This is a genomic window from Bradyrhizobium sp. USDA 4011 (assembly GCF_054063415.1).
Genome location: NZ_JBSSGG010000001.1, coordinates 3,086,707 through 3,107,074, shown reverse-complemented (window position 1 = coordinate 3,107,074; position 20,368 = coordinate 3,086,707). Strand labels below are relative to the sequence as shown.

Sequence of the window (20,368 nt, the reverse complement as noted above, 5' to 3'; positions counted from 1 at the left end):
GTCCCGTTTGCCGGTGGTGTCGCAGTCATAGTCTGCAGCATAAAAGAAACGTGCGAGGAAACATGACTGAGAGCATCGTTGATGCCGTTGCGCCGTCGGTCGCGGCAATTGGTGCGGTGTCGCCGCGAAAAGTGTTTTGGGCGACCTGGTTCGGCTGGATGCTCGATGGCTTCGATTCCTCGATGTATGGCTACATTCTGGTCGGCGCGCTGAGCGAATTGCTGCCGGCGAGCGGCATCGAGCCGAGCAAGGCCAATATAGGCATCTATGGTGGGCTCCTGTTCTCGATTTTCATGCTGGGCTGGGCCTGCTCGATGGTCTGGGGCTGGGCCGCGAACCGTTACGGTCGCGTCAGGATCATGTGCTGGACGGTGCTGGTGTACTCGCTGTTCACGGCGCTATGCGGCCTTGCGACCGGGATCGTGATGTTCGCATTGTTTCGCTTCGTTGCCGGCTTGGCATCGGCGGTGAAATGGGCCGCGGGCACGCCGTTGCTGCAGGAATCCGTACCGGAGAATACGCGGGTGCGGCTCGCGGGCTGGCTGCACACGGCCACGCCGACCGGATTATTCCTCGCCGCCGCCGTGACGCTCGTGATCGGCAGCACGCTCGGCTGGCGCGGCATGTTCCTGCTCGGCATCCTGCCGGCGCTCCTGATCGCGTATCTGCGCAGCAACATTCCCGAACCTGAGAGCAGCGCGTCGCGCGATTGGCCGTCGGTCTCGGCGTTGTTTGCGGGAGATCAGGCGCGCACCACATGGGCGGCTGCACTGATGATGGCCTGTATCATCTTCGGCCTGTGGTCGTCGAACTTCTGGGCGCCCACCGTGATTTCGACCAAGCTGGTCGCGGCGGGAGCGACGCCGGCGCATGCGCAGGAGATGGGCGCGGTGGCTGGGCTGATCTCCGTCGTGGTCTGCTATGAAGTTGCGATCGAATGGCTCGACAGCCTAGTGCTGTTCATGGCCTTGCTCCCGGTGCTCGGCTTCTTCACCAATGGCGTGTTCGGCCTGTTCACGATCTGGCTGCCGGAGATGCTTCCGAGCGCGTTGCGCGGCTCGGGTTCCGGTTTCGCCTTCAGCATGGGCCGCGTGCTCGGCGCTGCCGGCCCGACGCTGATCGGCGCGCTCGCCGCCCGCACCGGGAGTTTTCCGCTGGCGATCTCGATGCTGTCGCTGATCTATCTGATCGGCCTGCCCTCGATCCGGCTCGCGCCGGAGACGGCCGGCAAGCCGCTCGCGAAATAGCAAGCGCACGCGGCGTGCGAGAGCCGGTCAGACCGCAACCTTGATCCTGCGGTTCTGGCGGCCCTTGTTGTCGATCTTGACGATGCGCGCAGGGCGGGCCTGCCCGGTCGACGTCAGATGGGTGCCGCCGCAGGCCTGGCGATCAAGGTCGAGGATTTCGACGATGCGAACGAGTCCGTCCTCCCCGACCGGCGGAGCGACAGCCTTGCTGCGGAACAGGCCGGGCACGGCCTGCGCTTCGTCGTGTGGCATGAAGACGCTGCTCACCGGAAGATCCCGCCGAATGACCTCGTTCAGCGGCGCCTCGATCGCTCGCAGCGCGTCATTGTCGGCTCCCGGCAGATCGAAATCGACACGGAACGTGGCATCGGCGTTGAGCTGCGCGCCGGTGAGAAGGGCGCCGCCAAACTGCGTGTAGACGAGTGCATTGACGACATGGGCCAGCGTGTGCAGTTCGCACATCAGGGCGCGAAATGCCGGCTCGACCTCGAGCGTCACGTTGCCGGTGGGCAGGGCTTCGCCGGCAAACAGATGCCACAGGCCGCGTTCGTCACGCTCAAGTCCGGTGATGGGCAGCACGCCGCCGGACCATCTTAGGACGCCCTGGTCCGGAAGCTGCCCGCCCCCTCCGGGAAAGAACGGGGAGCGTTCGACGAGGATGGCGCCGGGCCTGGCGTCGCGCACCTCGGCTTCGAGCTGCAGGATTTCGGGATGATCGTGATAGAAGGCACGCGACATCGATGACGCGCCTATTCCGCGGGCTTCGCGGCCACTGGCGCCTGCGCAGCCACGGGCGGCTTCGGCGCCTTGTCGACCTTCTTGGACCAGGAGCGGTAATAGGCGAGCACGGTCATCAGCACGATGCCGATCGCGCTGACCACGATCTGCATCCAGAGGCTGCCGGAGACCTCGACCAGCACCACATGCGCGACCACGGCAAGGAACACGCCCGAGCAGAACACCTCGAGCGACTGCTGGCCGCATTTGATGATCGGCTGGAACACGGGCCATTCATATCCGGCCCATTCGCGCGGCAGGAAGCGCGTGACGAAGAAGGCGAGCACCACGAAGTGCAGCACGCGATAGGGCGCGAGGTTGGTCTTGTCGTTGGGATTGAAGGCGTCATAGAGCCAGGGCGGCATCGCCTGGCCCAGCTCCGGAAAGCGACCCGCCAGCGTCATGACCAGCGCGAACAACAAATAGGCGCCGCCGAGCCAGAGGAAGGCGCGCGAGCGGATCAACGTGATCGATTCGCTTGCGCCGCCGAGGGCGAACCAGCCGCCGAACACGAACAGGAACTGCCAGCAGAATGGGTTGAAGTACCACGAGCCGCCTGGATAGGCCGGCAGATTCCAGCCGAAATGCCGTGCGGCGAGATAGAGCAGGAACGAGATCGCCAATGTCAGATTAAGCTTGCGCAGCATCGCCCACAGCACCAGCGGATAGACCAGCATCAGCGCGATGTAGAGCGGCAGCACGTCCATGTTGACCGGCTTGAACGCCAGGATCAGGCCGTGATAGAGCGTCTCCGCCGGGTTCTGCATGAAGCCCGCGACGTTGAATTCATTCTGCAGATTGGGGTCGTGATAGCGCTGGGCGAGATAGCCGATCTCGGCGATGTAGATCACGAACAGCAGGACATGCGCGACATAGATCTGCCACGCCCGCTTGATCAGCCGGGTGGCGCCGATCACGGTGCCGCGCTCGATCATCATCCGTGCATAGACAAAGGACGCGGTGTAGCCGGAGATGAAGACGAACAGATCGGCCGCGTCGCTGAAGCCGAAATTCTTCTGCGTGATCCAGTTCACCGCGTTGTTCGGGATGTGATCGAGATAGATCGCCCAGTTGGCGAAGCCGCGCAGCAGATCGAGGCGATAGTCGCGGCCACGCGGCGGCAGAACAGCCTTGACGTCCATCGGTTGCTCCCATCCCCAGTGACCGCGAGTCCAACCGCGGGTCGCCCATGGCATCATACTAGAACAGGATTTCGACGGTTGTGTATTGGTTTTCTGGGAAAGGGTCGTCTCACGACAGGACAAACAGCGCTGAATTTGGATCAAATCATCCGCGCCGCCGAAGCCAGGGCCGCGCACCGGCTCTGCTAACGCTGAACGAACCCGCTGTGCAGCGTGGTGAACAGCGTTTTGCCCTTCTTCACCAGATCGAATTTTGCGGCCGTGAGCAGCCAGACCGCGGTCAGGTGGCACATGCCGCCCATCATCAGCGACATCGCGGTGTAGGGATCGAGGTTGCGGCGATAGGTGCCGGCGCGGATCGCCTGCTTGATCAGCTCCACGTAACGGAGCGCATATTTGTCGACCGCCTTCTTGACCCGCGGCTCGGCGGCGAGGACGCTCGGCCATATCTCCAGGAAGAACACGCGGCCCCAGCTCGGGTTGTCCTTGATGTACTGGAAGTTGGTCAGGAAGATGATGCGAAGCTGCTCGACGGGGTCGCCGCCCTTCACCAGCAGCGGCTCGGTCTTCTGATACAGCGCTTCGAAATTGCCCTCGGGCACATCCAGCACCAGCGCACGCTTGTCCTCGAAATAATCGTAGATGCTGGAGAGCGGTACTTTCGCCACCGCAGCGACCTCGGTGAGCGAGGTGCCGTCGATGCCCCGCTGGCCGAACAGCTTGGTCGCTGCCGAGAGGATCTGTTCGCGCCGATCGCGGCTGCGTTGTTGCTTGAGCTTGAGCGTCGTCCCCGAAGCCACTTCCTTCTCCAAGAGCGTTTTCGAGCGAAGGGGATACCGGTTCGCGCCAAGAAAACGCGTCAGAATAAGAATCTTCCATCCCGCAAAAACAGTAAGACAGCGGAAGTGGATCACCAAGAACTATTGCAACATAAAGTGGTGGAGGCCGTTGTCAGATTGACGCGTTCCGCCATTCATGGTTGCGGAACGCGTTGCGCGCGATGATCTGCCGCATGATCTCCGATGTGCCATCCAGAATGCGGACCACCCGGGTTTCCCGCCAGATGCACTCGCTCGGCAGGTCCCTGGAATAGCCGGCACCGCCGAACAGCTGCATGGTCCGCCGCAAGTTCGGCGCAGCGCCAGCGGAGATGCAGATGGAACTGGGGCGCCGGCATTGAACGCGTTGCGCTGCTGACGTAGATCAGGGGATCGCTTCACCCCAACGCGTGTGGTCTCAATGCCTCTCTGGACGTGCGAACAATGCGGCGCGCAATTTCCTGAAGCTGCGACGCCGCCACCGTCCTGCCCGATCTGCGAGGACGAGCGGCAATATGTGAACTGGAAGGGGCAGGTCTGGCTGACGCGCGAGGAACTCGCGCAGCGGCATCGGCTGGTCTGGCGCGACGATCTTGGCCTCGTTGGATTGGCGCTCGAGCCGTCTTTTGCGATCGGGCAACGCGCGCTCTTGGTGCCGGATCGCGGCGGCTGCGTGATGTGGGACTGCGTGCCGCTCGCGACCGCGGAGGCGATCGCGCATGTCAGGTCGCTCGGCGGGCTGAAGGCGATCGCGATCTCGCATCCGCATTATTATGGCGCGGTCGCGGACTGGAGCGCGGCGTTCGACGATGCGCCGGTCTATCTGCACGGCGACGATGCGCAATGGGTGACGCGGCCCTATCGGTCGATCGTGCCGTGGCAAGGCGACAGCCATCGCATCTCCGACGACATTCTCCTGGTGCGTGCCGGAGGCCATTTCGCCGGCGCCACCATGCTGCATTGGCGCAAGGGGGCGGACGGGCGCGGCGCGCTCCTGACCGGCGACATCGCGATGGTGGCGATGGACCGAAGCTCGGTCAGCTTCATGTACTCCTACCCGAACTACATCCCGCTCAACGCATCCGCGGTCCGCCGCATCGCGCGCACGGTCGAGCCGCTGGCGTATGATCGGATCTACGGCGCCTGGTGGGGCAAGAACATCGCAACCGATGCCAGGGCGGCGTTCGACCGTTCCGTCACGCGCTATCTCGCTGCGATCTCGGGCTGACGGTTTCCCGCGCTCGTCTTGCCAGCCGGCGCGATCGCGCTATATCAGGGCTTTCCCTCCACTTACCGTTTGTCCGAGTTTTCCGCATGACCACAATCGCCGCCGCCGAATCCCAGCCGTTCCAGGCCGAGGTTGCCGAATTGCTGCACCTGATGGTGCATTCGGTCTATTCCGAGACCGATATCTTCCTGCGTGAACTGATCTCGAACGCATCCGACGCCTGCGACAAGTTGCGCTACGAGGCGATCGCCAATCCCGGCCTGATCACCGACGGCACGCCGCCGGAGATCAGGATCGTTCCGAACAAGGCGGCCAATACGCTGTCCGTGGTCGATACCGGCATCGGCATGGAGCGTCAGGAGCTGATCGACAATCTCGGCACCATCGCGCGCTCGGGCACCAGATCGTTCCTGTCGAAGCTGACCGAGGCCAAGGACGGCGCCAATCTGATCGGCCAGTTCGGCGTCGGCTTCTATGCCGCCTTTATGGTCGCCGAGAAGATCGTCGTCACCAGCCGCCGCGCCGGCTCCGACGAGGTGTGGGTGTGGTCGTCGGAAGGCGGCAGCGGCTTCGAGATTGCCCCGGCGAGCGAGGAGGCCGCCAGCCGGGTCGCGCGCGGCACCGAGATCGTGCTGCATCTGAAGAAGGACGCCGCCAAATATCTTGAGGCCTACGAGATCGAGCGCATCGTCCGCGAATATTCCGACAACATCCAGTTTCCGATCCTCTTGGTGCCGGAGGAGGGCGAGCCGCGCCAGATCAATTCGGCGAGCGCGCTGTGGCAGCGCTCGAAATCCGAGCTCAAGCCGGAAGATTACGCGCAGGCCTACAAGCAGATCGCGGGCGCGTTCGACGAGCCGGCGATGACGCTGCATTATCGCGCCGAAGGCCGCCAGTCCTATGCCGTGCTTCTGTTCGCGCCGTCGCAGAAGCCGTTCGACCTGTTCCAGGTCGAGCGCAAGGGCAAGGTCAAGCTCTATGTCCGCCGCGTCTTCATCGCCGACGATGCCGAGCTGCTGCCGGCTTACCTCCGCTTTATCCGCGGCGTGATCGACAGCGAAGATCTGCCGCTCAACATCTCGCGCGAGATGTTGCAGAACAATCCGCAGCTCGCCCAGATCCGCAAGGCCGTCACCAGCCGCGTGATCGGCGAGCTGGAAACGCTCGGCGAGAAGGAGCCGGAGACCTTCACAAAGATCTGGGACGCGTTCGGTCCGGTCATCAAGGAAGGTCTGTGGGAGGACTTCGAGCGCCGCGAGAAGCTGTTGGCGCTGGCGCGCTTCACCACGACGTCGGGCGAGAAGCGCTCGCTGAAGCAGATTGTCGACGACTTCAAGCCGAACCAGACCGAGATCTATTATCTGGTCGGCGACAGCGTCGAGCGGCTGAAGTCGAACCCGAAGCTGGAATCGGCACGCGCCCGCGGCATCGAGGTGCTGCTGCTGACCGATCCGGTCGATGCGTTCTGGACCTCGGCGCCGCTCGAGTTCGGCGGCAAGCCGCTGAAGTCGCTGAGCCAGGGCGACGTCGATTTCGGCCTGATCCCGCTGGTCGACGACAAGCAGGACAAGAAGGACGAGCCGGCAGCCGATGCCGCGACCACGATCGCCGTGATCAAGGATGCGCTCGGCGCGCGCGTCTCCGACGTCCGCGCCTCGCAGCGGCTGACCGCGAGCGCATCGTGCCTCGTCGCCGGCGGCGACGCGCGCGACCGCGCGCTGGAGCGGCTGCTCGCCCAGCAGAACCGCGGCGAGATCACCAAGCCGATCCTCGAGATCAATTTGCGCCATCCGCTGGTCGCGGCGCTCGCGACCGACACCGCGCAGGCGAAGGATCTATCGCTGTTGCTGTTCGAGCAGGCGCAGATCCTCGAGGGCGAGATGCCCGACGACCCAGCCGCCTTCGCCAGCCGCATGAACCAGCTCGTGCTGCGCGGCTTGGCGAAGTAGGAGCACTCGTAGCCCCCTTATCCCGTCATCCTGAGGAGCGCGCTCTTGCGCGCGTCTCGAAGGATGCACGGCCCAGCTGTTGCAGCGAGGCCGTACAAAGCTTCGAGACGGCCGCTGCGCGGTCTCCTCAGCATGACGGGACCAGCAGCACTGCCATAGGCGCGATGTGCCCCGGATTGCGCTTCGCTTCATCCGGGCTTCTGTAACGGGCCTTGTTTAGTCAATCCCTTTTTGCGTCATCCACTCGCCGGGCACTTGCTTCTGTACGGGATCGGCACGGTGGCCGTCGCCTGATGGGGTGCATTGAGGAGCCGGCCGGCCAATCTACGGAAGCGTGGTTGTGAGCCACTTCCCGGATGGCGGCCTGACCGGATCCATCGTCCCGGCGAAGGGACTTCGCTCGGGGAGAGCCTGGTGTCGTGGCCCGCCCAGAACCGATTGATGCTCCTGGTTTAGATGGCGTTGGCCAACGGGTTGAATGGTTTCGCATCGGCGAGCATGCGATGCAGGATGACAGCGAGCTTGCGCGCCAGCGCGACCTTGGCCTTGCGCATGCCGGCACGCCTGGCGATCCGCATGGCCCAGCCCTTCAGCGCCGCGCAATTCCTGACCGGCTTGGTCAGCATCACGTGAGCCGCCTGATAGAGCGCCTCGCGCACGGACGCATCGCCGATCTTGCTGATGCGGCCGGTGTAATCGGTTTCCCCCGATTGGTCTTTCTTCGGGGTGAGGCCAAAATGCGCTCCTGTCGCCTTCGATGACCGGAAGCGCTTCGGGTCGTCGACCGCCGAGGCATAGGTGAGCGCCACGATCGGGCCGACGGACGGCGTCGTCATCAAGAGCCTGGCCTGCGGGGGTGCGATTTGGCGAGCTTCTGGACCTGCTTGTCCAGGCTGTTGAACTCGCGCCGCAGCACGGCATGGGCTTCGAGCAGCGCCTGCGCCACCACCTCAAGTCCAGGATGGCCCGCAACGAGCTCCCGGATGCGTTCGGCGAAGGTGCGCTCGGTGGTCGCGCCGACCTTCAGGCCAAAGCCGCGGAGCACGCCGCGCAGGCTGTTCTCGACGTCGCGCAGCTTGGATTGCAGCAGCTTGCGCGCCGTCAGAATGGCACGGCTCTCCTGCGCCGCGATCGATTTGCAGTGCACCGGCCGGAACCAGCCGAGCCGCATCAGTTGCGCGATCCCGCGCGCATCATTGCGGTCCGACTTCACCACCATTGCCTTGAACGCATCGCGCACATGCCGGGTCTCCAGAAGCTCAACCGCAAGTCCCGCCTCCCGCATCGCCGCGTACAGCCATTGCGACAAGGGACCTGCCTCCAGCCCGATCCGCTCAAGCACCAGCCCCAGCGACCGGAACCAGCCGATCAGGGCCTCCGGCTCGCTCGCAACCTTCGCCTCGCGCAAAATCTTGCCGGCCCCGTCGACAAGGCAAACACTCGAGCATTCCAAAGACACGTCGATTCCTGCATAGTGGTACATGGTCGTCCCTCATGATGCTTGGAGCGGGCTTGCCTCACTCCGTTTGACACCATCAGTTCGAGGGACGACCGCCTTCCAACCAACAGGCCGCTCGCGAGCGCGCCTCCAAATCGCGCCGTAGCGAGCGGGCGGCCGGCCCGTTACCCCATCTACGGTTTCGCAAACAGATAGACGACGCGGCGAGCGGCCCCGGGCGCTTGACAGCCCGCGGTCCATTGAAGTTATGTTATAACATAACATCAAGCGAATGCCCCGTGCCCCGCCGCCCATCCCTCCAGCGACTGTTTGATCTCGATGCAAAAACTCCCCGTCACCATCTTGTCCGGCTTCCTCGGGGCTGGAAAGACCACTTTGCTGAACCACGTGCTGAACAACCGCCACGGCCTGAAGGTTGCGGTGATTGTGAACGACATGAGCGAGGTGAACATCGACGCCGACCTCGTCCGCGATGGCGGTGCAAACCTGTCCCGGACTGACGAAAAACTGGTCGAGATGAGCAATGGCTGCATCTGCTGCACCTTGCGCGACGATCTGCTGAAGGAGGTGCGCGCGCTCGCCGAGAGCGGCCGCTTCGATTATCTGTTGATCGAATCGACCGGCATTTCCGAGCCGCTGCCGGTCGCGGCGACCTTCGAATTTCGCGACGAAAATGGACAGAGCCTCTCCGACGTCGCGCGCCTCGACACCATGGTCACGGTGGTCGACGCCGCCAATCTCTTGAAGGACTATGCCTCGACCGATTTCCTCAGCCAGCGCGGCGAGGCGCTCGACGGCGACAAGCGCACGCTGGTCGATCTCCTGGTCGAGCAGATCGAGTTCGCCGACGTCGTGGTGCTCAACAAGGTCGATGCGGCAACGCCGGCCGAGCGCGCGGCCGCAGCGACCATCGTGCGCGCGCTCAATCCCGACGCCGACCTCGTCGAGGCGAATTTTGCAAGAGTCCCGTTCGACCGCGTGCTCGACACCGGACGCTTCGACCATGAGCGCGCGCAGCAGCATCCGCTTTGGCACAAGGAGCTTTACGGTTTTGCCGAGCACGTGCCGGAGACCGAGGAGTACGGCATCACGAGCTTTGTCTACCGCGCACGGCGCCCGTTCGATCCGGTGCGCTTCCACGCCTTCCTGCGCGAGAGCTGGCAAGGCGTGATCCGCGCCAAGGGCCATTTCTGGATCGCGACGCGTCCGGATTGGTGCGGCGAGATGAGCCAGGCCGGCGCGATCGTCCGGACCGAAGGCCTCGGCTCGTGGTGGGCGGCGATCCCGCGCGAGCGCTGGCCGGATCATCCGGACTGGCGGTTGATGATGCAGCGGAGCTGGAACGATCTCTACGGTGATCGCCGGCAGGAGCTGGTATTCATCGGCTCCGGCATGAACGAAGCCGACATTCGCCGCCGGCTCGACGCCTGCCTCGTCGCGGGCAAGCCGGGCATGGACCCGCAGGCCTGGGCAGAACTCCGCGATCCATTTCCGCCGTGGAGACGAGCGGACGAGGCGGCGTGAGGGCATTTTGATCCGGCGCGTGATGCTGTCCCCGTCATCCTGAGGAGCGCGTAGCGCGTCTCGAAGGATGCACGGCCCCGTTGATGGCCGTCGACCCTTCGAGACGCCGCTTCGCGGCTCCTCAGGGTGACGGGACCTAGCTCCGCTCGGCTGCGCTTTCAAAACCCCGTCCCAACCCGCGCCGTATCTGCTAGAGAGTTTCGTGGCAGGCGGAAACCACACGGCGTTGCGATGGCTGGCGGCAGCGAGATCTTCTACGGCGGCATTCCGGTGTTTCGCGGCTTCGCGCGCCTGATGGATCCGGCGCTGTATGTGCCGTTGCCCGACGACTGGACGGTCGGCGTCGCCGATATCGTGGAGTCGACCAAGGCGATCGCGGCGCAGCGCTACAAGGCGGTCAACATGGCCGGTGCCGCGGTGGTTGCCGCCGTCACCAATGCGCTCGATGGCCGCGAATTCCCGTTCGTGTTCGGCGGCGATGGTGCGAGCTTCGCGGTCGCGCCCGCCGATCTCGACAGGGCGCGCGAGGCACTCGCCGCGACCGCACGCTGGGTGCGCGATGATCTCGATCTGGTGCTGCGGGTGGCGTTGGTGCCGATCGCGGCGATCCGCGCCGCGGGGGCCGACGTGCGCGTCGCGCGCTTCGGTCCGTCGGCCAATCTGTCCTATGCGATGTTCTCCGGCGGCGGTCTTGCGTTTGCCGATGCCGCGATGAAGCGCGGCGAGTTCGCGCTCGATCCGGCGCCTGAGGGCACACAGCCCGATCTGTCCGGCCTGTCCTGCCGCTTCGAGGTGATGCCGTCGGCCCGCGGCGTCATCCTCTCGGTGCTGGTGCTGCCGGCGAAGGAGGCCGATCCTGCCGCCTTCTGCAAGGTGATCGAGGACCTCGTCGTCCGTATTGAAAAGAGCCCCGATGCCGGCAGGCCGGTGCCGCCGGGTGGCCCGCCGCTGCGCTTTCCGCCGCAGGGCATCGAATACGAAGCGCGCGCCAGGCGATTCGGCGGACCGCTGGCGATGCGGCGCGCCGCGGTGCTCGGCTTTGCGTTGTGGGCCTTTGTCGTGTTTCGCCTCGGCATCAAGGTCGGCACGTTCGCGCCAAAGCTCTATCTGCAGCAGGTGGTCGAGAATTCCGACTTCCGCAAGTTCGACGACGGCCTGCGCATGATCCTGGATTGCACGCCGGAGCTCGTCGCCGAGCTCGAGCAGCGCCTGGTGGCTGCCGCCGCGCAGGGCATCGTGCGCTATGGCCTGCACGAGCAGGATGCCGCGATGATGACCTGCTTCACGCCGTCGGTGATGCGCGCCGACCACGTCCACTTCATCGACGGCGCCCGCGGCGGCTACGCCTCGGCCGCCACCGTGCTGAAGACGCGCGCGGTGTAAGTGTTTTTCTAACCTCTCCCCGCTCTTTTGCGGGGAGAGGTCGGAAGCCACGCATCGCGTGGCCTCCGGGTGAGGGGCAGGGCAATGCGTGGCCGCAAAGAAGTATCCATCCGATTCGCGAGACGACTCCGCGCCAATCAAACCGATGCGGAAATCGCGCTTTGGAAGCGCCTTCGCAATCGTCAGATCGATGGTCACAAGTTCGCGCGACAGGTTCCGATCGGAGACTACATCTGCGATTTTGCCTGCCGCGAAAAGCAGCTCGTCATCGAGGTCGATGGCGGTCAGCATGCAGGGTCGGTGACAGATGCGATCCGTGACCGCTATTTGGCTGCCGAGGGATATCGCGTGCTTCGTTTCTGGAACAATGATGTTCTCGGCAATATTGAAGGGGTGCTGATTACAATTCAGACCGGGCTACGCGGATAGAGCCCCTTCACCCCACCCCTCTCCCCGCAAGAGCGGGGCGAGGGAGCTCAGTCCGGTCGTGGCTATAACTTCGCCACCGACTACCGCCCGACGCGCGTCCAGGTCTCGCCGCCGCATAGCGCGCCGACGCAGCCTTCGACGCGCAGCGTGCTCTCGCTGGTCACCGAGATGCTGCTCGCATAGGTGCCACCATCGTCGGCATTGTAGATCTGGCCCGACCATTTGCCCGCGGCAACCGGCTGCATGCCGGAGAACAACTGCAGCCCGATGATCGGCCTGTTGGCCAGCGACGGATTGGGATTCTTGTTGTCGACCTGCGGCTTGCCGGTCATCGGATCGATCGGGTCGCGCAGGCCGACCACCACGCCGCAGATGCCGCCGCCGCATTTGCTGACCTTGACGCGGGCATCGCCCGCCTGGGTCTGCCAGACGCCGAAAGGCTCGGGCGCGCCCTGTGCATGCGCAGCAGGCACGGCGAGTGCCGTCGCAATGATTGCGATCACGAATCGGAATTTGGAGGCCATGACGTATTCCCAAGAGGTCGGTCTGCATAACAAGTCGAAAGATTTCTGCAATGTAATAATCGCGCGATCAGGCGAGCACGATCCGGAAAATTTTGCAGCTCTTTTCCGAGGCCGCCATGCTCCGGCAAGGCTCGGAAGGGTGGCGGTGCCTTGTCGCGACCGCATGCGCAGCGCGAGCCCCGGCCCTCCGGGTCTAGCCCCAGCGGGTCAGCTTGATCAACACCATGGTCGCGAGGCCGAATGCCACCATCGCACCTCCGACCAGCGCAAACAGCGTCCATGCCGGGGCGCTCGCGGTGGTGAGCCACCAGCCGCCGATGCCGACCAGCAGCAGGCGGATGGTCCCGGCCAGCACCGGCCCGCCGACCTTGGCTGCGCCCTGCGAGGAAAAATACAGGCAGACGCCGACGCCGAAGAAGCCGAAGCCCGGGCCGGCCAGCGCGAAATATGACGAGGCCGCGGCAGTCACGCCGGGATCGGTGGTGAACAGCGCAATCCACAGCGTCGGCTTGAGCGCGACCACGAGTCCGACCAATCCGACGACAAGTCCGGCAACCGCGCCGGCGATCCACGCCACGTTGCGGGCGCGCGTCACCAGGCCCGCGCCAACAGCCATGCCGACCATCGGCACCGAGGCGACACCGACCGCGAATGCGATCGGGATCAGCAGGAATTCCAGCCGCGAGCCCATGCCGTATCCGGCCAGCGTCTCGGTGCCGAAGCCTGCGAGGATCTTGGTGAAGATCAGGATGGTCAGCACGCTCTGCAGCGGCGACAGGCAGGAGATCGCGCCCACTTTCAGGATGTCGAGGAACATCGCGCGCTGAAAGCCGAAGGCGGCGAAGTCGAGCTTCAGCCGGCTGCGGCCAGAGGCGAGATACCAGGCGAGGAAGATCGTACCACACGTGAACGCCGTGAGCTGGCCCGCGGCAACGCCGCGCATGCCGAGGCTCGGCATGCCGAACAGCCCGAGACCGAACACGCCGCCGACCACGATCTGGATCGTCGAGACGGTGATCAGCGTCATCGATGGGACGCGCATGTCGCCGGTGCCGCGCACGACGGAGGCGAGCGTGTTGACCAGCCAGATCGAGATCGCGCCGGAGAACAGCACCTGCGAGTAATGCATCGATTGTTCGAGCACGCCGCCGCGGCCGCCGAGCAGCGCATAGAAGTTGCGGCCGAAGCCCAGCATCATCACGGTGAAGAACAATCCGGCGCACCCGCCGATGATCGCCGCATGCAGCGCCAGGTCGGCGGCGCGGTCGCGGTCGCCGGCGCCGAGCGCGCGGCTGATCGCCGACGAGACGCCGCCGCCCATCGCGCCGGCCGACATCATCTGCGTCAGCATCGCGAACGGAAACACCAGCGCGATGCCGGCAAGCGGCTCGGTGCCGAGCCGGCCGATATAGGAGGTCTCGGCGACCGCGACCAGCGTCGAGCCGAACATCGCGATGGTGTTGGGAATCGCCAGCCGCAGCAGCGTCGGCAGGATCGGCGCCGTCAACAAATGATCGACCGGTACCGCAGGCGCGGCCGCGGCGCGGTTGATGTCGTCGATCGAGGCATCGATGGTCATGCGTCGGCGGCTCACTTCGGAAGCGGAGAGGGCGCACTGCAATTCGACGCCAGTGAACCAGGCTCGCAATCGATAAATGATGATCGACATCTTACGAATTCGGGCAGGCGCTCGCCACCCGCGCTCGCGCAGGGGTCACCACGGCAGGCCGCATAGGTCGATCTTGCCCTGGCGTGGCGCGCGGACGATGTCGTTGACGAAAGGCGCCATCGCCTCGAAGCGGATCTGCCCGGAAGGCTGTTCGCAAGTCACCTCGCCGGCGAAGGGATGCCAGCCGCGCGCCTGGTAGAATGCGAAATTGTGCGGCTCGCAGAATAAGATTGCAAATTTCACCGCGTCATTGGCACGAATGGTGTGCACGGCGGCATCTAACGCGAGCGACGCATAGCCGCGCCGCCGGCAGTCCTCGCGGGTCGCAACCCCGCCGATGCCGGCGACATGCACCTTGTGGCCATTCCAGGTGATGGTCCGGAAATAGATACCGACATGGCAGGCAAGCCCGCCGTCGTCGGGCGCGTCGAGCAGCACGCGCAAATCCGCGTGAGCCCATTTGATATCGGCCCAGCTCTTGTTTTGCATGACTTCAGGGCTCCAGACCGCCCGAAGCAGCGGCTCGGCGCGTTGCCATGACGCATCTCCATTGAGAATGTCGATTTCGATGCTCATCGTCGCTGTCCTGGGTCTGCTTTGGGCTGTGCCGATCTGTCATACACGATCTGAAAATGCGGTGTTTCTCCGCCGTGGAACCTTCTATAAGGGGGACCCGTTAAGTGTAGTCTCAACCTCTGTTGGACATTACCCCATGACCTTCACGCTACCCGATCTGCCCTACGCCCACGACGCCCTTGCGCCCTACATGTCCAAGGAAACGCTGGAGTTTCACCACGACAAGCATCACCAGTCCTACGTCACGAACGGCAACAACGCGATCAAGGGGACCGAATTCGAAGGCAAGTCCCTCGAGGAGATCGTGAAGGGCTCGTTCGGCAAGAACGCGGCCGTCTTCAACAATGCCGGCCAGCATTACAACCACATCCATTTCTGGAAGTGGATGAAGCCGAATGGCGGCGGCAGCAAGTTGCCCGGCCGGCTGGAGAAGAAGATCAACGAGGACCTCGGCGGCTTCGAGAAGTTCAAGACCGACTTCGCCGCCGCCGGCGTCGGCCAGTTCGGCTCCGGTTGGGCCTGGCTGCAGGTCAAGGGCGGCAAGCTCGAGATCGCCAAGACCCCGAACGGCGAGAACCCGCTGGTCCATGGCGCGGTGCCGATCCTCGGCGTCGACGTCTGGGAGCACTCCTACTACATCGACTACCGCAACCGCCGCCCGGACTATCTCAAGGCGTTCCTCGACAGCCTCGTCAACTGGGATTACGTTGACGAACTGTTCGGCAAGGCCGGCTGAGCGCGGTCGCAATTCGGCTCGACCCTCTTACCCTCCCCTGGAGGGGGAGGGTCGACGCGAATGAAATGAGCGGCGGGGCGGGGTGACGGTCTATCCACGCGCGACACCGTCCGTGTTGAGAGATCACCCCACCCCGTTTCGCGTTCCGCTTCGCTTCATGGGAGCCGACCCTCACCCTCGAGGGGAGGGTGAGCTTTTGAGCGGCGCGTGTTGTGAGCTTCTCGACACACCAGCGGGGGCATTGGTGGGTAACGCGGCAAGCTATCTCCTCGTCTTCTTCGGCGGCGGCCTCGGCGCGACGCTGCGTCACCTGATCAATGTCACTTGCGCGCGCTGCATCGGCACCGCGTTTCCCTACGGTACCTTCATCATCAACATCACGGGCTCGACCGTGATGGGCCTGATTGCTGGCTACCTCGCCTTCAAGGGCGAGGCCTCGCAGCCCTGGCGGCTGTTCCTGATGACCGGCATCCTCGGCGGCTACACCACCTTCTCCGCCTTCTCGCTCGACACCGCATTGCTCTATGAGCGCGGCGAACCCGGCCTTGCCGCGCTGTATGTCGCGGGCTCGGTGGCGTTGTCGATCGCGGGCCTGTTCGCCGGGCTTGCGATCGTCAGGCATTTGACCTGAGGCGGATTCCCCTGCCCGTCATTCGCCGGTGCGCAATTGCGCACCTGAGGGCTCGCGAAGCGAGAGCCCGGAATCCATTCCACCACTTGTTCTGCGGTTCAATGGATTCCGGGCTCAGCCCGGCGCCTGTCATCGGGCGCGCGTTCGCGCGACCCGTTGGTGCTGCCCCGGAATGACGAGGGATGGCGGTGCGTCCCCACCCACTGTCATCGCCCGGTCAAGCCGGGCGATGACACCGAGATGAAGTACGCAATGACCGTGCGTCGTATCGCGCGAGAACCATCCACGTCGTCCTGGCTTTCGCCAGGACGACGCGGGGAGGAGGCGCCCGGCATTACCCCACCAACCGCCGAATCCATTCATCTGCGGAACCCGCCAACCGGCTCCGCCGGCGGCATTTCCCGCCGCCAAATTTCCCTTTGGTAACCTCGCCTTAACCATGATTAGCGTTTGGTTAGGGTCGGAATGCCGCGTGAAAAGCCCTCGTTTTGACATGTTGGCAGGGGAAGCAGGGCCCGGCTTTGGACGGGCCCCCCATGCGACAGATGCAAGAGGCTTTCGCGCAGTTTCGCGGCGTCTGATGCGGCCGTGGAATCGGTGCCGATTGGCGGCCCGCCTGATGGGGACACTTGCGTTGAGAGGATATTGCCGATGAATCCCGCCGACGTGGCTCAGTCAACTCTGCCACTGGCATCGAGCGATGTGTCGCTGATCGCGCTGTTTTGGCAGGCTCATTGGGTCGTCAAATGCGTGATGTTGGGACTTTTGTCCTGCTCGGTGTGGGTCTGGGCGATCGCGATCGACAAGATCCTGCTCTACGCCCGCACCAAGCGGGCGATGGACAAGTTCGAGCAGGCGTTCTGGTCCGGCCAGTCGATCGAGGAACTCTACCGGGCGCTCTCGGCCAAACCGACCCAGTCGATGGCGGCCTGTTTCGTGGCGGCGATGCGGGAGTGGAAGCGCTCGTTCGAGAGCCAGTCCCGGTCCTTTGCCGGCCTGCAGGCCCGGATCGAGAAGGTCATGAACGTCTCGATCGCCCGGGAAGTGGAGCGGCTGGAACGGCGCCTGCTGGTGCTCGCCACCGTCGGCTCGGCCGGCCCCTTTGTCGGCCTGTTCGGCACCGTCTGGGGCATCATGTCGAGCTTCCAGTCGATCGCGGCCTCGAAAAACACCTCCCTGGCGGTGGTGGCGCCCGGCATCGCGGAAGCGCTGTTTGCGACCGCAATCGGCCTGATTGCCGCAATTCCGGCGACTATTTTCTACAATAAGTTCACCTCGGAGGTGAACCGGCAGGCCGCGCGCCTGGAGGGGTTCGCCGACGAGTTCTCCGCCATCCTGTCGCGTCAGATCGACGAGCGGGGCTGAGATCAACGATGGTCAACGTTGTGAGCGCACGATCATGGCGATGAGCATGGCAGGGTCCGGCGGTGGCAGACGCCGCCGCGGCGGGCGCAAGCCGGTCATGGCCGAGATCAACGTCACGCCGATGGTCGACGTGATGCTGGTGCTGCTGATCATCTTCATGGTCGCCGCGCCGCTGATGACGTCGAACATCGACATCGATCTGCCGGTCGCGAGCGGCGGCAAGTCGATCTCGTCGAACCAGCCTCCGCTGACCCTGTCGGTCAAGCGCACCGGCGGCGGCTGCAACTCGAATGTCGAGCTCTATCTCGGCGACGCGCCGATCACGGCCGCCGACTTTCCGGCCAAGATCAAGGCGATCGGAGACGCCCGGTCGGATGCCGAAAAGGTGGTTTATCTGCGTGGCGACAAGGATGTCTGTTACACGGATATGATGAAATTGCTCGGGGAGGTCCGGGCCGCGGGATTCAAGGCAAATATCGTCATCATCCCGGAAGGTGGATAACCATCATGCCAAGGCACAGGGAAGCCTGATTTGAAGGTCAAGGTCGACAAGACTCTGGCGGCATCGATTGCCCTGCACGTCCTCGTGATCGGGTGGGGCCTCGTGTCGTTTTCGACCAGGGCGTACGTGATGCCCGAAGAAGAGTCGGTCGCGGTCGACGTGATCTCCGCCGACCAGCTCTCCCATGTCATGACGGGCCAGAAGGACGGCAAGAAGGAAAATCCCAAGCCGTTGGTCGACAAGGTCGCCGAAGCCAAGCCGGTCGACGACATGGTCGGCAAGGTTGAGGAAAAGAAGCCGCCGGTGGTGACCGAAACCGCGCCGGCACCGACGCCAAAGGTGGAGAAGCCGGAAGACAAGAAGCCGGATCCGCCGAAGAAGGTCGAGAACAAGCCGAAGGAAGAGCCGAAGCCGGTCGAGAAGAAGCCCGATCCGGAGAAGCCCGACCCGATCGCTGAAGCGATCAAGAAGGAAGAGAAGAAGCCGCCACCGAAGCCGGTCCAGCAGGCCGCCAAGCCGCCGCCGGAGCAGAAGCCGAAGGATCGCGTGTTCGACCAGAGCAAGATCGCAGCGCTGCTCGACAAGCGCGACCCGACGCGGGCCGCGGCGACCGGCGATGCGCTCAATGCCAACGCTGCGCTCGGCACGGCGAAGGGCAAGGCCGCCGACAACTCCGCGACCTGGGGCGCGATGTTCAGGCAGCAGGTCGAACGCTGCTGGAAGAACAAGCCGTACGGCAGCATTGAGGAGCAGAGGACCCAGGTGGTGATCGATGTCGATCTGAAGCGCGATGGCACGCTGGCGCGCATGCCGGTGGCCGAAGGCTCACCGAGCACGCCCTACATGCGCGTCTATCAGGAGAGTGCCTTGCGCGCGATTATCGCATGTCAGCCCTACAACCTGCCTGCGGGCTGGTTTGAAGAATGGAAGGCATTCGCACCGGTGTTCAAAGAGAATAATACGTAAGATCAGCTGCGACGCTTGACCTATAGCGGACAAAGTCTACCGACCATGACCGACAACAATGATTTGCGTGCAAAGATGTTTCGCCTCGATCGCCGACAGATGATTTCCGGAATGGCTGCGCTTGGCGCACTTGCTGGCGTACCGCTGCGTCAGGCCATGGGGCAGGAAAGCGGGCGCAAGCAGATTCCTGTCCCGGGAGGCGAGTTCGCGCCGGTCCCGATCGCGATTCCGAATTTCTCGGCCGGCACGCCCGGCGATACCGAAGTCGGCGTCGGTGTTGCGCAGGTCATCACCAATAATTTGAAGCGCAGCGGCTTGTTCGCGCCGATCGACCAGGCTGCCTTTCTCGAGAAGCAGGTCAACATCGACGCGCCGCCGAACCTGAATAACTGGGCGAGCATCAAGGCGCAGGCGCTGGTGGTCGGGCGCATGACGCGCCAGGGCAACGGGCGCGTGAAGGCGGAATTCCGGCTCTGGGACGTCGGCACCGGCCAGCAACTCGCCGGCCAGTCCTACGACACCTCGGCCGAATACTGGCGGCGCATCGCGCACATCATCTCCGACCAGATCTACGAGCGCATGACCGGCGAGAAGGGCTATTTCGATACCCGCGTCGTGTTCGTCGACGAGAGCGGCGCTGCCGATCGCCGCGTCAAGCGCCTCGCGCTGATGGACCAGGACGGCGCCAATGTGCGCTATCTGACCCGCGGCACGGACCTGGTGCTGACGCCGCGCTTCTCGCCGTCGACCCAGGAAATCACCTACATGGAGTTCGGCCAGGGCGACCCGCGCGTCTATCTGCTCAACATCGAGACCGGCCAGCGCGAGATCGTCGGCAACTTCCCGGGCATGTCGTTCTCGCCGCGCTTCTCGCCCGACGGCCAGCGCGTCATCATGAGCCTGCAGCAGGGCGGCAACTCCAACCTGTTCGTGATGGATCTGCGCTCGAAGTCGATGACGCGGCTGACCGACACGCCGGCGATCGACACCTCGCCATCCTATGCGCCCGACGGCACGCGGCTCTGCTTCGAGTCCGATCGCGGCGGCAAGCCGCAGATCTACGTGATGCCGGCAACCGGCGGCGCGGCACAGCGCATCTCGTTCGGCGACGGCACCTATTCGACGCCGGTGTGGTCGCCGCGCGGCGACTACATCGCGTTCACCAAGCAGGGCGGCGGGCAGTTCGCGATCGGCATCATGAAACCGGACGGCTCCGGCGAGCGCATCCTGACCTCGGGCTTCCACAATGAAGGGCCGACCTTTGCGCCGAACGGGCGCGTCGTGATGTTCTTCCGCGATCCCGGCGGCAACAGCGGTCCGTCGCTGTTCACGATCGACGTCTCCGGGCGCAACGAACTGCGGGTGCCGACCCCCGGTTTTGCCTCCGACCCCGCCTGGTCGCCGCTGTTGTCGTGAGGTTCGCGCAGAACTGCTCCGGGGAAC

At 64.3% G+C, this 20,368-nt stretch carries 19 protein-coding genes and 1 pseudogene; 12 read left to right on the top strand and 8 right to left on the bottom strand.

Annotated features, from left to right (window positions below; translation table 11 throughout):
- Positions 1-62: 62 nt before the first annotated feature.
- The gene (locus ACVW1C_RS14580; RefSeq protein WP_456759011.1) at positions 63-1,247 is read left to right on the top strand and encodes an MFS transporter; all 1,185 of its coding nucleotides are present in this window, start codon (positions 63-65) and stop codon (positions 1,245-1,247) included.
- Positions 1,248-1,274: 27 nt separating this feature from the next.
- Here the strand turns inward: ACVW1C_RS14580 and ACVW1C_RS14575 are convergent, their stop codons facing one another.
- From ACVW1C_RS14575 to ACVW1C_RS14560, 4 genes are all read right to left on the bottom strand, one after another.
- A complete protein-coding gene (locus tag ACVW1C_RS14575) occupies positions 1,275-1,985 on the bottom strand; it encodes an alanyl-tRNA editing protein (protein WP_456759010.1) in 711 nt (236 codons plus the stop codon).
- A gap of 11 nt (positions 1,986-1,996) precedes the next feature.
- A complete protein-coding gene (locus tag ACVW1C_RS14570; RefSeq protein WP_456759009.1) occupies positions 1,997-3,166 on the bottom strand; it encodes an OpgC domain-containing protein in 1,170 nt (389 codons plus the stop codon).
- Between the two features lie 185 nt (positions 3,167-3,351).
- Positions 3,352-3,966, bottom strand: coding sequence for a TetR/AcrR family transcriptional regulator (locus ACVW1C_RS14565; protein WP_456759008.1), 615 nt, complete (start codon positions 3,964-3,966; stop codon positions 3,352-3,354).
- Positions 3,967-4,117: 151 nt separating this feature from the next.
- On the bottom strand, positions 4,118-4,282 hold the full coding sequence (locus ACVW1C_RS14560) for an acyl-CoA dehydrogenase family protein (RefSeq protein ID WP_456759007.1): 165 nt from the start codon (positions 4,280-4,282) through the stop codon (positions 4,118-4,120).
- Positions 4,283-4,405: 123 nt separating this feature from the next.
- On the opposite strand from ACVW1C_RS14560, the gene ACVW1C_RS14555 reads away from it, so the two are divergent.
- Both ACVW1C_RS14555 and htpG read left to right on the top strand, forming a co-directional pair.
- Complete coding sequence (locus ACVW1C_RS14555; protein ID WP_456759006.1) at positions 4,406-5,212, top strand: MBL fold metallo-hydrolase; 807 nt, start codon at positions 4,406-4,408, stop codon at positions 5,210-5,212.
- 86 nt (positions 5,213-5,298) lie between these two features.
- Positions 5,299-7,161 carry a molecular chaperone HtpG gene (htpG, locus tag ACVW1C_RS14550; protein ID WP_456759005.1) on the top strand — a complete coding sequence of 621 codons (1,863 nt, stop codon included), beginning with the start codon at positions 5,299-5,301 and terminating at the stop codon, positions 7,159-7,161.
- A 452-nt stretch (positions 7,162-7,613) separates the two neighbouring features.
- Here the strand turns inward: htpG and ACVW1C_RS14545 are convergent.
- Positions 7,614-8,644: pseudogene (locus ACVW1C_RS14545) on the bottom strand (IS110 family RNA-guided transposase).
- Positions 8,645-8,938: 294 nt separating this feature from the next.
- Between ACVW1C_RS14545 and zigA the strand changes: the two are divergent.
- The 3 genes from zigA to ACVW1C_RS14530 all read left to right on the top strand — a co-directional run bounded on the left by zigA (position 8,939) and on the right by ACVW1C_RS14530 (position 11,956).
- Positions 8,939-10,144: a zinc metallochaperone GTPase ZigA gene (gene zigA / locus ACVW1C_RS14540; RefSeq protein WP_456759004.1), complete on the top strand. Its 1,206-nt coding sequence runs from the start codon at positions 8,939-8,941 to the stop codon at positions 10,142-10,144.
- 231 nt (positions 10,145-10,375) lie between these two features.
- Positions 10,376-11,527: a DUF3095 domain-containing protein gene (locus ACVW1C_RS14535; RefSeq protein WP_456759003.1), complete on the top strand. Its 1,152-nt coding sequence runs from the start codon at positions 10,376-10,378 to the stop codon at positions 11,525-11,527.
- 84 nt (positions 11,528-11,611) lie between these two features.
- On the top strand, positions 11,612-11,956 hold the full coding sequence (locus ACVW1C_RS14530; protein WP_456759002.1) for an endonuclease domain-containing protein: 345 nt from the start codon (positions 11,612-11,614) through the stop codon (positions 11,954-11,956).
- Between the two features lie 80 nt (positions 11,957-12,036).
- On the opposite strand, the gene ACVW1C_RS14525 is transcribed toward ACVW1C_RS14530, so the two are convergent.
- The 3 genes from ACVW1C_RS14525 to ACVW1C_RS14515 all read right to left on the bottom strand — a co-directional run bounded on the left by ACVW1C_RS14525 (position 12,037) and on the right by ACVW1C_RS14515 (position 14,725).
- Positions 12,037-12,480 (bottom strand): DUF2147 domain-containing protein, encoded by a 444-nt coding sequence (locus ACVW1C_RS14525; RefSeq protein WP_456759001.1) that lies wholly within the window; start codon positions 12,478-12,480, stop codon positions 12,037-12,039.
- A gap of 193 nt (positions 12,481-12,673) precedes the next feature.
- The gene (locus tag ACVW1C_RS14520; protein ID WP_456759000.1) at positions 12,674-14,059 is read right to left on the bottom strand and encodes an MATE family efflux transporter; all 1,386 of its coding nucleotides are present in this window, start codon (positions 14,057-14,059) and stop codon (positions 12,674-12,676) included.
- A 135-nt stretch (positions 14,060-14,194) separates the two neighbouring features.
- Positions 14,195-14,725 carry a GNAT family N-acetyltransferase gene (locus ACVW1C_RS14515; RefSeq protein WP_456758999.1) on the bottom strand — a complete coding sequence of 177 codons (531 nt, stop codon included), beginning with the start codon at positions 14,723-14,725 and terminating at the stop codon, positions 14,195-14,197.
- Positions 14,726-14,861: 136 nt separating this feature from the next.
- On the opposite strand from ACVW1C_RS14515, the gene ACVW1C_RS14510 reads away from it, so the two are divergent.
- The 6 genes from ACVW1C_RS14510 (at position 14,862) to tolB (ending at position 20,341) form a co-directional block, all read left to right on the top strand.
- A complete protein-coding gene (locus ACVW1C_RS14510; protein WP_456758998.1) occupies positions 14,862-15,461 on the top strand; it encodes a superoxide dismutase in 600 nt (199 codons plus the stop codon).
- A 244-nt stretch (positions 15,462-15,705) separates the two neighbouring features.
- Complete coding sequence (gene crcB, locus ACVW1C_RS14505) at positions 15,706-16,092, top strand: fluoride efflux transporter CrcB (protein ID WP_456758997.1); 387 nt, start codon at positions 15,706-15,708, stop codon at positions 16,090-16,092.
- A 651-nt stretch (positions 16,093-16,743) separates the two neighbouring features.
- Positions 16,744-17,457 (top strand): protein TolQ, encoded by a 714-nt coding sequence (tolQ, locus tag ACVW1C_RS14500; RefSeq protein WP_016846954.1) that lies wholly within the window; start codon positions 16,744-16,746, stop codon positions 17,455-17,457.
- A gap of 34 nt (positions 17,458-17,491) precedes the next feature.
- Positions 17,492-17,959, top strand: a complete 468-nt coding sequence (locus ACVW1C_RS14495) for a biopolymer transporter ExbD (RefSeq protein ID WP_097676111.1) — start codon at positions 17,492-17,494, stop codon at positions 17,957-17,959.
- 30 nt (positions 17,960-17,989) lie between these two features.
- Positions 17,990-18,925, top strand: coding sequence for a cell envelope integrity protein TolA (locus tag ACVW1C_RS14490; protein WP_456758996.1), 936 nt, complete (start codon positions 17,990-17,992; stop codon positions 18,923-18,925).
- A 75-nt stretch (positions 18,926-19,000) separates the two neighbouring features.
- Positions 19,001-20,341, top strand: a complete 1,341-nt coding sequence (gene tolB / locus ACVW1C_RS14485) for a Tol-Pal system beta propeller repeat protein TolB (protein WP_456763081.1) — start codon at positions 19,001-19,003, stop codon at positions 20,339-20,341.
- Positions 20,342-20,368: the final 27 nt, after the last annotated feature.